The following is a 13,053-nucleotide window of genomic DNA, read 5'->3' on the forward strand; positions in this document are numbered from 1 at the left end:
GTGGGAAGTCGTCCTGACGCGATATTCCGGCTTTTCATCCTTGAAAAGCGTTCGAGAGACTGCGAAACTTCGTTTCGGTTCTCTCTCGCCCAACCGGTTCAGAAGAATTTGTGACAATGCGTTAAAAGCTGAGTGTGAAGTCGTCCTGACGCGATATTCCGGCTCGACGTCCATTGTCTCGCGTTCGAGCCTAAAATAGCTCCACGTATTCGCTATTTTCGTGCGGCTCTCACCCAACCGGTTCAGAAGAGTTTGTGACAATGCGTTAAGAACTGAGTAATTTGAGACAATGCGTTAGGAACTAAGTAAAAAGTCGCTCTAACGCTACTCGAAAAACAAAAAAGGGTATCACTTGATACCCTTTTCGTTTTCACATCAAATGAAATTATCCTGTAAATAAATAGCCTTTAGAACGCACAGTTTTAATTATGCTTGGCTGATTTGGGTCGCTTTCTAACTTACTGCGAATCGATGAAATATAAATATCTACCTGGCGATTTTGACCATCATAATCAATGCCCCAAAGCGTTTTGAAGATAGTATCTCGCGTTATCACTTCACCACTATGCTCCACCAGCAAAAGCAATAAATCATACTCGGGAGCCGCGAATTCCAATACGCAATTCCCCTTTTTGACTTCACGCTTATGCTTATTGATAGTGATATCGTTAAATGAAATGCCCTGCTCTTTCGTTACTTCAACGCCCACTTCTCGGCGCAATAAGGCGCGACACTTTGCTAATAATAAACGCGGCTCAATTGGCTTAGAAATATAGTCGTCCGCACCAAACTCTAAACCCAGCACCTGATCAATGGTGTCACCTCGCGCAGTTAACATAGCTACTTTACCAGTGTAAGCTGGTTTTATTTGTTGGAATACTTGCATACCATCGATATCTGGCAGCATTAAATCCAGTAATACTAAATCTGGTTGCTCGGCAATAATCTGTTGTACTGCGGTTTGTCCTTCGCTTATCACAGTACAATTAAACTCGAACTGCTGAAAAAACGACTGTGTTAAACTCGCCAACTCCGCATCATCTTCAACAATTATCAGATTATATTTTTCCATTTAATGCCACTTTAAAATTCGAAGTTAAACCCTAGCTTTGCTCGCACTGTATTACTTTGCACACCCCAGTAAATATCTGACGAGCGCTCGCCCCAATCTGCTGAAACAAATACTGAGAGCTGTTGATTAATTTGATAATCAACTTTAGAACCAATACGTAAGCTTTTATCAATGGCTGCCAAGTCGCTATTTTCATCTAATCCGTAAGCTTCGACTAAATCACTTTTACTGTAATCTTGCTGAAAAAAGTTCACATAACCCGCAACACTCCATTTATCATCTAACTGATAAACTAACGCAGTTTTTAAAATAGCGCCTAAATAATTAAGCCCATCGCTTGCGTCATTGCTCTTTAATTCAAATTGTACTTTAGCTAACAATTGATTGTTGTAAAAAAGTTTATTCCATTCAACACCAGCCGCCCAAGACTTATTATCAAAACCATAATTGGTATATGAAAAGTCTCCAAACTGCACTTCTATGGTTTTAAAACTTCTGTCCATGTACTGACCATACATGTACCACTCACTACTTTTTGAAAATAGACGATAGCCTAATGTTAATGCACTCGATGTAATTTGTGGCTCGCCACCTCTAAACTGATTTCGCTGTTCAAATTGCAAGGCAATTTCTTTATCACTTGCCAGCGGCCATGCTAGTTCAGAGTCGAGTTTAAATAGCAGTTTATCGTAATCACTAAAATCAGCATTATCGATATTACGGATCAGCAGATTGTTTTTCCAATTTACCTGCTCGCCCAAATAGCTGTAATTTATAATGGCTGCCGATTCAACAAACATTGAATTTGGCTTTTCAAGAAACGGGGAAATGTCTATACCGAGTTCTTCGGGCATCACAATTTCGCCATCCAAACTATACAAATAGCCTTTTTGAGAAATAAAATATTCTTTGCCATTAGGTAATACAAAGTAAAAACTATCTAAGTACGGGTCATCATCTAAAAAATAGTCTCCAAAGCTAAAGCGAACGTTGTCATCGTATCCGGTAGCAAGTGTGCCAATAAGTCCCCACTGGCTTTGTGATGGTTCAACCTCGGTAAGCTGCGATTTAGCGTTAATCTCATTAAGCATAATATCAATATTAAAGCGCACGTTTTCGGGCAATTCAGTTACTTGTTTTAAACTTAATAGGTGCTCTTTTGCCACGTAAAATTTGCCCAATTGCATTTGCGTTAATGCCAGCTCTAAACGCACGCGGTGCTGCATCGGGTTTTGCGATAATTGATAGCTAAGCAGTGTTTCAGCTTCAAGCCATTCACCGCGCTCATTGTGCAGCATTGCTTGCTCGAACGCACTAAGCGGTTGATTTTTATCGCTTGCAAAACACGGATTAATTATCTGCGCCAATAATAGGTGAGCAATCGCAAACTTAAATAATTTAATAGTCTTCATCGCTTTCAATCTCTTGTTTTACTTTTTCTTCAAGCGCCTTGAGTTCTTGCTTCATTTTCTTGATGTCTTTTCGCTTTTTATTTTTATCAGTGGGCGTTTTCGGCATACTTGAAACACCGCTTGTATCATTAAGTAAGTTACTTTTATCTAACTCACTGATCGCATTTTGTAATTTGCCTTTAATGCCAACACCATAACGCTGCTGAGGTTGAAATTTTTTATCCCAATCACCCCAGTCAATTGCATTTTTACTGTCGTTTTGTGGTTTAAGCGCTTTGTTACTCGTTGTATTTTCCGGCTCTTTTTTAGGCGGTTGCGCAGCAAATATGGAAGATGCATTAAGCAGGCATAAAAGGAAAAATAGCGCTCTCATTATTCACTCCCTTTAAGCTGGAAGTGAACACTAAAGTGAGCGCCCACTTGCGTATCAATCAAAATGATATCTGCATCATGTTGTGATGCAATTTGCTGTACTATGGCCAAACCCAATCCATAACCGGAAGTTTTATTACTGCGGCTTTGATCTTGCTGGTAAAACGGCTCAAAGATGTGCTGTTTACTTTGCTCATCAACACCGGGGCCATCATCAATTACATCTAACACAATATTTTGCTGATGATTTATTAGTTGAACCGTTACCGATTCTTTTGCAAAGCGCGCGGCATTATTAAGTAAATTTTCGAGCATGCGTGTAAAAAGCTGTTTATTGATGTTTAGCGCATACTCTTGTTGTGCTTGAAAGGTAAATTTAATGTGAGGAAAGACTATTTGCATTCCTTGCACAATTGCGAGCACAAACGAATTTAACGCGACATTTTCTTTAACTATTGCTTTGTTATCAGTGAGCTTTTCATAGCTAAGTAAGTCACTAATTAATAAGTTAAGCTGATTTAGGTCAGCTTTAGTTTGTGCGATTAAGGCGTTATCGACACCCAATTGAATATTTAATGTTTCGAGCCTAAATTGCGCTTTTGATAAAGGGGTTCGTAAGTCATGGGATACAGCGCGCAACATTTGGTGTTTTTGCTCAATTAAGCGTGTGATCCGCAGTGCCATTTGATCGATTTTCCAAGTTAACTGGTTAATCACATCGAGGTTTTGTGGCATTTCTTCTGCTTGTATTAGCTCAGGTTCAATAGCATCTACTTTATCTTGAATATAAGTTAATCGCTTAACCAACAAGCGGATAATAAATAATATCACCACAGCTAATACACTTAGCACGGCAATAAACCCTGAGATTAACAGCCAGTTGGGATATTGTTCAAATACTTTGATTGTGCCTAATTTAAGTAAGTCTTGAGAGTTACCCCAAGGCGCATAAATATCAAACGACAAGCTGCTATCAAATTCAGTTTGCCAAACAATAACCATTTCGCCACGCGCTAAACGCTCTAATTGCTCACTATCGAGCAATTGGCTCGCCTCATTAACCCGGTTAATCGGGTAATGAAATTGATTGCTGATGGCATCAAATGCAGCTTGGCGCTGTTGCGCACTGTATAGGCCTATTTCATTAAGTAATAAAAATGCTGTGCCAGTGGCAATTTGCTCACTCACGCCATTTAAATGCATGGTTAATAAATGAGTATCGTTAATTGGATATTCAACAATGTAACCATTATTGGCGTGAACATTGGTAGAGATACTGACTTTATTTAGATTCGGTGGTTTATCGACTAAACTAAGCGATACATTCATAAGCGACGCAACTAACTCGAGCCAACGTTCACGGTTTGCAGTGTTAGTTTGTCGATTAATACCCTGCTTGAGTAGGTACAAGGTGCCAGATAGTTGCTCAGCCAAATGCTGCTGGTAACGGTATTGGTTCACCGAAGAAAATACAAGGTAGGAAAGCAGTAAGACCAAGCTTACTGCTAAAATAACCGAACCATAAATACGTAAAAATAACGTCTGCAAATGATCTCCTAACGATACCAGCAGAGTGAAATACCAATTTAAATTAGTCTAATGCTACCCTTGCTTACGCGTGCGTTTAGCTGCTTTTTGCGCCTCATTGTCATAGCGCGGATTTAAAACTTTAATTAAGTCAATTGAGTCTATCGCCTCAGGTAACTTAAAAGTTACAGGATATGCTCTTGGCATCGCACGACAAAGATCCGCTTTATTGCGCTTTAGCGCAAACTCGTACACACCTTTAGCTTCTTGCTGTAATAACTCAAAATCGTCTTTGCTTGTGCAACCTGTTGATTTTACCACAAACGAAATATACTCGGCTTTGGCATTAAAGCTGTATATTTTTTCTAGATTATTGAGCTCTTGTTCAGTCATTGTTTCAGATAATGCCGTGCTACTACACGCTGATGTAAATAGCGTCATTAATAATGCAGAAAGAGTGATATGTAATTGCTTCATAATATAGTCAAGCCAGCTAAACTAGCTGGCTTCTCCAAATTTAAATGTTTACGCTAATTTTCGACGTGCTGCGAAAGCAAAACCAGCTAATAACAACATAATACCTGTGCTACCGCTACTACGCTTAGGCTTTTTATTAATGGTAACCTGAACCGTTTTACTGCTATTTGCACCAAATTGGTCAGTCACTGTTACTTTAAATGTAAGCGATTTAGCATCTTTGTATGCTGGCGCGGTAAGGTTAATAACTGCTTTTGTCGCATCTGCAATGGCAATTGTTCCTTCGGTCACTTCCCACTTATAAGTTAGTGAGTCGCCTTCTGCATCACTGCTCTCACTGGCATCGAGTACAAAACCTTTCGCTTCTTCCACTGTGATTGTGGCTTGTTTAACTTTACTTTGTGGCGCGGTATTTTTAAGTACTGTCGACACTTCGTCAATATATGCTTTATCGTCACCTACCTCATCAAAGTCCGTTTCATCCTTGGTATAAATAATCGCGATACGATCCACACCTTCTGTTAACGTAACTTCTTGTGCTGTGAATTCTGTATTATCAACACCGGATGCTCGTAAAATTACTTGATTGTTGTGACGAACCGTTAAAAAGTCCCAATCAGTCTCTGACGATACTAAGTGCTTAAAGTTAAACTTCTCAACACGGTCGTTATCAATCGTTGCAAGTAAAACACTTTGTTGAAAGTGAGTGATATCGCCGCTTGCCATTGCAGAGTCACCTTGCGATGCTTTATTTGTTTGCGCCTGCCACGCTAACTCACCACCACTCCACCATTTAACGCGATCATTATTGCTACCAACAATTTCATTCATATTCGCAGACTCTTGCTCAAGTACATTCGCGCCGTAGAAAATGATTGCTTCTTTGTTAACGGCATCATTTGTGCTTACTCTTAATGCAAAACCCGCATTGCCCGGTGCATTTGTTTTAACACGTACTTTGATATCACAGCTTTGATCGAGCGAAAGTGTTTTTCCGTCACATAAGTTTTTTTCAACTTCAGCAAGTTCAACTCCTTCTGCGCCAACAACAGCGGCATTGGTCACCATAAAATTATCGCTGCCTACATTTTTAATATTAAATGTCGCTTGCTCGTTAAAAGTTTGCTCAACAAAACCTTGGCGGTTTATTTGTTTGTATGAAACGCCTGACTTTTTCGCTTCAACCCAATCGTTATAGTTTGCAACACGTGCATATACACCAGGTGCATTTGGCGCTGCACAACCATTACCAAAGCTTACAACACCCGCTTGATACCACTGCTCTTCATGTTTAAAGATAAGCGGGCCGCCACTATCGCCCTGACACGAATCTTTACCACCCTCAACAAAACCGGCACAGATCATATTATCCGTAATGCCCGTTTCACCGTCTTGTGTGTAATCGGCAATACATTGTTCACGGTTATAAAGTGGCACTTTTACTTCTTGTAAAATTTCTGGATACTCTGGAGCAGCTTCACTGTTAGGGTTCATATTACCCCAGCCCATAACAGTCAATTCAGAGCCATCTTTTAAAATCGCTTCAATCTCTGGCGTCATTAACTTGATTGGCGTAACGTCCGTTACTTCTTCTGTAAGCTCAATAATTGCAATATCGTTATTAAGACCTATGTCACCGTAGTTTTCATGTTCATAAATTTGAGCAACACTAACACGCTTACCAGACTCAGGTTTAGTTGTGTCATACCCGCCAATCCAAACGTGCATGTTTTCAGCGGCAGAACCTTCAATACAATGCGATGCAGTTAGTACATAACGACCACCAATAAAAGACGCACCACAAAATGGCGAAATACCCTCAGCCTGTGCTGAAATAAGTGAGGTCATAAACGGGTAATCACCTTGAGTAGCAGGCTTACCGTTAATAATACGTGGTGTGTTTTGGTTAAATGATTTTGGCTTAACTAAATTGACTTTCTCTGCAGCAACAACTGGCATATTAATTACTGCCAAGCCTGCAAGTGCGAAAGGTAACGCAACTTTTTTCATAACATTTCCTATACTTTTCATCATATCTTGAAACTGATTAGAAACCTTTTTGCAACATGACAATATTAAAGAAATGTAGTTTTATGTAGGGCTAACTTAAACCTAATTGAATCATTATATTAGTTCTGATAATGCAATTTGGGTTTGCTTGTAATGATTAATCCCATCCGTTAATTGTTGGTACTTTCGTTTAAAAAAGTGCTTTTTAATTACTTGATTTTGACATGCTGCGGTAATTTCACTACCCACTTTACCATCTTGCTCAATCATAAAAGGCATAAGCGAATAAACAGATACACCCGTTTGCCACGTGCGCTGAATTTGCGTATCAACAGGGCAACCAAATTGTTCGGTAATCGCTAAAAGTTGTTTGGCCGCATGAAAAGTAATTGCTTGCGCACAACAGCCTGTGAGCGGCTTCTTATGAAGTACTAGCTCAAATTGCTCATTAACTTGCTTTGTTGCTTTGATAGGTCGGGTACGATTTTGATAAGCGGCAAGTTTTAATAGTTGCCAGTCAAACTTTAGCGATTCGATGGTGCTAAATACTGCGCTGAGATCATCCGCTAGTTTAAAGTCATCTTCCAACACGATTGCATAATGCAGCTTTTGTTCAACAATTTTTTGCCACGCCAAGCGATGACTTAAAAAGCAGCCAATCTCACCATAGCCAAGGTTGCGGTAATACTGTTTTGAATTTAATTGCGATGAATAATGCGCTTGAATTTCAGCGTTTGTAAGTTTTGTGCCGTCAATGGCTGGGATGCGTTCAAATTGAATATTTTGTGCCGTTAATCGTTCACTGCTTTTTTTAAAGCGCTCAGTGCTTTTATCAAGATTAATCAGGAATACTTTAGGTTGGTTTAGCATTGTAAAAACGCCAATCTAACAGCTGGGTATTCCCGATTATAGTGAGCTTAGTTTACAGTTTTATTTAATCTCAATACGTGGCGATTTCATAATTACTTCATCGTTTAGTTCAATGCCAATACCTGGCGCTTCTGATACTTCGAAGAAACCATTTTTTGGCTGCGGATCTTGAATACATAATTCGCGGTTCCACTTTTTAATTGCATAGGTGTGATGCTCATGAATTAAAAAGTTTGGAATGGCTGTTTCAAGGTGCAGTGATGCCGCAGTTGCAACAGGGCCGCCGCATACATGCGCTTGAATACGCACATCAAAAATATCCGCGTAATCACACACTTTTTTGGTTTCGGTAAAACCACCGCACAAACCAATATCAGGTTGTAATACATCAACACTTTGATCTTCAAGGTATGGTCGTACACCCCAACGATTATATAAACGTTCGCCACCGGCAATTGGCACTGCTACTTTGTCGGCTACTTTAGCGTGTAGCGAGTGATTTAAGTAGTTCACTGGCTCTTCGTAATACATGCAATCAAACTCTTCAGCAATTTCACCTAGCTGAATTGCCGTTGTTGCACCTGGTAAGCTATGACATTCAAAAATAATATCCACTTCATCGCCAACCGCTTCACGAATAGCCGCCATACGTGCGCGATAAAGCTTCATTTCACCACGAGAAATAATTTTCGTACGGTCATAATACGTATTGCCATCTTTATCGTATTGAATTGGGTCAACTTTAACTGCGTCATAACCTTCAGCAATCGCTTTTAATGCGGCTTCTGCGTATTCTTGCGGTTGTACTAGCGCTTTAAACTCATCATCCCAATCAAACTGTAATTGCGATGCATAAGTGCGAAGTTTGTCATTTACCTTACCACCTAGCAGTTGATAAACAGGTAAGTTAAGGGCTTTACCTTTGATGTCCCAAAGTGCAGTATCAATCGCACTCATCGCAGCATACACCACTGGGCCGCCACCTAAACCCCAAAAACTTTCACGCAGCATACGCGACCATAATTTTTCAGTTTGGAAAGGGTCAAAACCTATTAAAAACGCTTCAGCAAATTCTTTAATCATATTTGCTGCTGCACTGTGGCCTAGATCATAAGCAAGACCTGCTTCACCAACACCTGAAATTCCTTCGTCCGTATGAATACGAACAAAAACGGGGTTCCATTGCGGACGCTCAGGGCAATGGGTATCAAACACTTCGACGCGAGTTACTTTCATATTTGTTGGGCTCCTAATTATTGTTGCCAAACGTTTAATTTTTACTTTGCACTTTGCACTTTGCACTTTGCAAAGGTTTAGAGATTTAAAAAAGTACTTCAAACCTGGAAGTACTTTAATGTTTGTTTGCGAATTATTCTGTAAAGCTAGGATCGATGCGATACGCTAAACGACGCATTGCTGGCCAAGATTTTTGACCACCTGTACTACCTGTGTGCACTTTATTTTGCTGATCTTTTACCGTATCTAGAATTTTCTGGTCAATGGCAATAAGTGGCTGGCTAGTTGAAAGCGCCATCACTTGAATTTCACAGGCACGTTGTAAATCAGCCCAACGCATAAAGGCTTCACCAATCGAAGAACCCAAGGTTAATGCCCCATGATTTGGTAGCATTAACGTATGCGCGTTACCTAAATCAGCTTGCAGGCGAGCTTTTTCCTCAGCATTTACCGCGAGGCCTTCATAACCGTGGTAAGCAATATTGCTCAGTGGGAACATTGCATGCTGTGAAATCGGCTTTAAGCCTCCCTCTAAGCTTGATACCACAATGGTTTCGTTGGTATGCAAATGAATAACACATTGCGCATCGTGACGCACTTCGTGAATCGCGCTGTGAATAGTAAAACCAGCTGGGTTAATCTCAAACGGCGAGTCATCAAGGATTTCACCTTGTAGGTTCACTTTTACCAAGTTTGATGCCGTAATCTCATCAAAAGTTAAACCAAACGCATTTACTAGATACTCATCTTTACCAGGTAACCGAGCTGAAATATGGGTATAAATAGTATCGTCCCAGCCGTAGTAATGGGCTAAACGGTAACAAGCTGCAAGGTCAACGCGTAACTGCCATTCTTCATCTGACACTTTGCCTTTGAGGTTTATTTCAGGTAATGCAAACATGGATAAGTCCTAATTCGTTAGATGTATAGAAGTCTAAATTAGCAAGCCATAGGTGGCAATGATCTAAGCCAAAGAATTCTGAGTTTTATGCAAAAAAAAAAGCGCAAAACAAGTTTGCGCTTTTTCGTGTATCAATAATAGTCCTGATTACAGCTTTTTCACACCCATGTTGTAAAGTGTAAAGCCATAAATATCAGCATATTGTTCAATGATTTTGCTTGTAGGCGTACCCGCACCATGGCCTGCATTAGTTTCAATGCGGATAAGTGTAGGGTTAGCACCTGCTTGCTTGTCTTGAAGCTCAGCTGCAAACTTAAATGAGTGCGCTGGCACTACGCGGTCATCATGATCGCCCGTTGTTACCATAGTAGCTGGGTATTCAACACCCTCTTTCACATTGTGAACAGGTGAATAGGCTTTTAGGTACTCGAACATTTCTTTGCTTTGTTCTGCTGTACCATAGTCATACGCCCAACCAGCACCCGCTGTGAATGTGTGGTAACGAAGCATGTCTAATACACCTACTGCTGGTAACGCAACTTTGAATAGCTCAGGGCGTTGTGTCATAACAGCACCTACAAGTAGACCACCATTAGAGCCACCATTTACCGCTAGCTTTTCGCTCGATGTGTAATTTTCAGCAATTAGATACTCAGCAGCAGCAATAAAGTCATCAAATACATTTTGCTTTTGTAATTGCGTACCCGCTTTGTGCCATTTCTTACCGTATTCACCGCCACCACGAAGGTTCGCAACCGCGTAAATACCACCTTGCTCTAACCATGCCGCGCGCGTTGGGCTAAAGCGTGGTGTTAAACTTACATTAAAACCACCGTAACCGTATAAAATAGTTGGGTTAGAACCATCAAGCTTTAAGCCTTTCTTATATGTTAAGATCATCGGTACTTCTGTACCATCTTTTGACTTATAGAATACTTGCTTAGATTCAAATTGCGCAGGATCGAAGTCTGCACCTGACTTGCGGTACACTTCGCTCTTACCAGTCTCTACATTAAATTTAAATGTTGTGCCTGGTGTTTTATAGTTAGTGAATGAATAGTACAGCTCACTATCTTCTTTCTCACCGCCAAAACCACCTGCAGTACCTACGCCTGGTAGTTCGATATCACGAACAAGCTTACCGCTCTTGTCGTATTGCTGTACTTTAGAAATTGCATCAACCATGTAGCGTGCAAAAATGTAGCCACCACCCGTTGAAACGTTTAACACGTTTTCAGTTTCAGGGATTAAGTCCTTCCAGTTATCTGGTGTTGGCTTAGCAGCATCAACCGTTACAATGCGCTTATTTGGTGCATCTAGGTTAGTTACTAAATAAAGTTTAGAGCCTTCGTTCTCAATAACCTGAGTATCTGAGTTAGTGTGGTCTAAAATGGTTTCTAACTTGCTATCAGGCTTAGATAAATCTTTAATGAAAAGCTTGTTGCCCGACGTTGATACTGCAGCTGAAATCAATAAGTATTTATCGTCTTCAGTTACATAACCACCAACATAACGATGCTTCTGTGCATCTGTACCACCAAACACAACTTTGTCGTCAGCTTGCTTTGTGCCTAACTTATGGAAGTAAAGTTTATGCTGGTCTGTTTTCGCTGACAGCTCACTGCCTTCTGGCTTATCGTAACTTGAGTAATAAAAGCCTTCATTACCAACCCATGACAGGCCACTGAATTTAACGTCAACTAAGGTGTCTTCAATTTGCTTCTTAGTTTCAACATCAATAATAATAACTTTGCGCCAGTCACTGCCGCCTTCAGAGATTTGATATGCTGCTAATGAACCATCTTTAGAGAAAGTAATACCCGCTAAAGAAGTTGTACCATCGTCACTGAATGTGTTTGGATCTAAGAATACTTCCGGCTCACCACCTTCAATTTGGCGATAAATAACATATTGGTTTTGTAAGCCATCATTTTTGTAAAAATAAGTGTATTTGCCTTCTTTAAATGGCGCACTTACTTTTTCGTAGTCCATTAACTTAGTTAAACGCTCTTTTAGCTTTTCGCGGTAAGGAATTTGAGCAAGGTAATCAAACGTTACTTTGTTTTGCGTTTTAACCCACTGTGCTGTCTCGTCGCTCATATCGTCTTCTAACCAACGGTATGGATCAGCAACTTGCGTATCGAAGTAAGTATCTACAACTTCACCCTTTTTAGTTTCAGGATAAGTCAAAGCTGTTGGTGTAACTGTTTGCTCAGTTTTGTTTTCAACTTGAACCGATTCTTCACTTTTTTCAGCGCCACAGCCAACTAACGCTGTGCACACAGCAAGTGCGAGTGCTTTTTTAATCATGATAATTCCCTAGAGTATATTTAACTCACTAACATATGGAATTATTAGTTTATTGTCCAGCAAACAAGATCAAATCCAATTATATATAAATCAATAAAGTAGAGGATTATCACATCATATTTTTACAATTATTTACTGTTAAACAGCTAATTAGCAATAAAAAAGCCAAGGCGTGAGCCTTGGCTGAAACGAGTCCCCAAACTCGCTGTACACTAATCTTTTTGGCAAGACTTGTTTTTAAGACGTTCAATATCTTGCTTGATCTGCTCTAAATAAGGATCGTTATAATCAAATTGAGAAAATGTTTCTAGGCAGGCGGTATAAAAGCGAATTCTATTTTCTTCTATACCTTTAATATCTTGTTCAAAATGTTCCATTTGTCAGCCTCTCCCTAGCCTTTCAATATCTATAGTGTAATTAACCTAGATCAAAGCAAAAGCATTTAAATTCAATAACTAACTGTAACTACTTTGTAATAATTATAAAAAACCAATTGATTCAATAAATTAGAGTTTTAACTCAGGACATTACCAAGAACAAAAAGCCGCTTTCGTGCAGCAAAGTAGGAAATATCTTACATTTAATATCGTTAAATGATTCAGGGTTCAGCAATATTCTGAAGTTTGGTTGCTTAATGCTAAAATCGTTTAGTGTCTAAAACGCAAAAAGCCCGCTCATTGAGCGGGCTTTTTACTTAATTAGGAGCTTGGCAATGTTCTACTTTCACATGGGCGAACCCACACTATCATCGACGCTGTTTCGTTTCACTTCTGAGTTCGGCATGGGGTCAGGTGGTTCCAAAACGCTATAGTCACCAAGCAAATTCTGTGTGCAAATGTTCAATGGCGCAGCCATTTTATTTGCGC

Annotated in this window: 11 protein-coding genes and 1 rRNA gene; all 12 read right to left on the reverse strand. The window is 39.9% G+C overall.

The features are described from left to right. Window positions 1-385: 385 nt before the first annotated feature. Window positions 386-1,072, reverse strand: coding sequence for a response regulator (locus ACXAFE_RS11710; RefSeq protein ID WP_054979521.1), 687 nt, complete (start codon window positions 1,070-1,072; stop codon window positions 386-388). 11 nt (window positions 1,073-1,083) lie between these two features. Beyond that, complete coding sequence (locus ACXAFE_RS11715; RefSeq protein ID WP_475152732.1) at window positions 1,084-2,484, reverse strand: hypothetical protein; 1,401 nt, start codon at window positions 2,482-2,484, stop codon at window positions 1,084-1,086. Further along, complete coding sequence (locus ACXAFE_RS11720) at window positions 2,471-2,857, reverse strand: hypothetical protein (protein ID WP_475152735.1); 387 nt, start codon at window positions 2,855-2,857, stop codon at window positions 2,471-2,473. Before ACXAFE_RS11720 ends, ACXAFE_RS11715 begins: the two co-directional genes overlap by 14 nt. Next, on the reverse strand, window positions 2,857-4,404 hold the full coding sequence (locus ACXAFE_RS11725) for a sensor histidine kinase (protein WP_475152738.1): 1,548 nt from the start codon (window positions 4,402-4,404) through the stop codon (window positions 2,857-2,859). The genes ACXAFE_RS11720 and ACXAFE_RS11725 overlap by 1 nt, the downstream gene beginning before the upstream one ends. Before the next feature lie 54 nt (window positions 4,405-4,458). Continuing rightward, window positions 4,459-4,860, reverse strand: a complete 402-nt coding sequence (locus tag ACXAFE_RS11730; protein WP_475152741.1) for a hypothetical protein — start codon at window positions 4,858-4,860, stop codon at window positions 4,459-4,461. A gap of 48 nt (window positions 4,861-4,908) precedes the next feature. Continuing rightward, complete coding sequence (locus tag ACXAFE_RS11735) at window positions 4,909-6,870, reverse strand: S1 family serine peptidase (RefSeq protein WP_475152743.1); 1,962 nt, start codon at window positions 6,868-6,870, stop codon at window positions 4,909-4,911. A gap of 114 nt (window positions 6,871-6,984) precedes the next feature. Further along, window positions 6,985-7,740, reverse strand: coding sequence for a glycosyltransferase family 25 protein (locus ACXAFE_RS11740; protein WP_475152745.1), 756 nt, complete (start codon window positions 7,738-7,740; stop codon window positions 6,985-6,987). A gap of 60 nt (window positions 7,741-7,800) precedes the next feature. Continuing rightward, window positions 7,801-8,976 (reverse strand): mandelate racemase/muconate lactonizing enzyme family protein, encoded by a 1,176-nt coding sequence (locus tag ACXAFE_RS11745; RefSeq protein ID WP_475152750.1) that lies wholly within the window; start codon window positions 8,974-8,976, stop codon window positions 7,801-7,803. A gap of 133 nt (window positions 8,977-9,109) precedes the next feature. Next, window positions 9,110-9,877, reverse strand: coding sequence for a class II aldolase/adducin family protein (locus tag ACXAFE_RS11750; RefSeq protein WP_475152754.1), 768 nt, complete (start codon window positions 9,875-9,877; stop codon window positions 9,110-9,112). A gap of 147 nt (window positions 9,878-10,024) precedes the next feature. Then, window positions 10,025-12,067: a prolyl oligopeptidase family serine peptidase gene (locus ACXAFE_RS11755; RefSeq protein ID WP_475153610.1), complete on the reverse strand. Its 2,043-nt coding sequence runs from the start codon at window positions 12,065-12,067 to the stop codon at window positions 10,025-10,027. Window positions 12,068-12,399: 332 nt separating this feature from the next. Beyond that, complete coding sequence (locus ACXAFE_RS11760) at window positions 12,400-12,564, reverse strand: hypothetical protein (protein WP_158523446.1); 165 nt, start codon at window positions 12,562-12,564, stop codon at window positions 12,400-12,402. Window positions 12,565-12,891: 327 nt separating this feature from the next. After that, window positions 12,892-13,006 (reverse strand): 5S ribosomal RNA (rrf, locus tag ACXAFE_RS11765). Between the last annotated feature and the right edge of the window lie 47 nt (window positions 13,007-13,053).

The organism is Pseudoalteromonas sp. ABV4_021 (assembly GCF_056159365.1).

Excerpts from the sequence above, each read along its gene's own strand:
- ACXAFE_RS11740 (WP_475152745.1), bottom strand. The coding sequence starts at position 7,740 with ATGCTAAACCAACCTAAAGTATTCCTGATTAATCTTGATAAAAGCACT.
- ACXAFE_RS11760 (WP_158523446.1), bottom strand. The coding sequence starts at position 12,564 with ATGGAACATTTTGAACAAGATATTAAAGGTATAGAAGAAAATAGAATT.
- ACXAFE_RS11715 (WP_475152732.1), bottom strand. The coding sequence starts at position 2,484 with ATGAAGACTATTAAATTATTTAAGTTTGCGATTGCTCACCTATTATTG.
- ACXAFE_RS11730 (WP_475152741.1), bottom strand. The coding sequence starts at position 4,860 with ATGAAGCAATTACATATCACTCTTTCTGCATTATTAATGACGCTATTT.
- ACXAFE_RS11735 (WP_475152743.1), bottom strand. The coding sequence starts at position 6,870 with ATGAAAAAAGTTGCGTTACCTTTCGCACTTGCAGGCTTGGCAGTAATT.
- ACXAFE_RS11750 (WP_475152754.1), bottom strand. The coding sequence starts at position 9,877 with ATGTTTGCATTACCTGAAATAAACCTCAAAGGCAAAGTGTCAGATGAA.
- ACXAFE_RS11710 (WP_054979521.1), bottom strand. The coding sequence starts at position 1,072 with ATGGAAAAATATAATCTGATAATTGTTGAAGATGATGCGGAGTTGGCG.
- ACXAFE_RS11720 (WP_475152735.1), bottom strand. The coding sequence starts at position 2,857 with ATGAGAGCGCTATTTTTCCTTTTATGCCTGCTTAATGCATCTTCCATA.
- ACXAFE_RS11745 (WP_475152750.1), bottom strand. The coding sequence starts at position 8,976 with ATGAAAGTAACTCGCGTCGAAGTGTTTGATACCCATTGCCCTGAGCGT.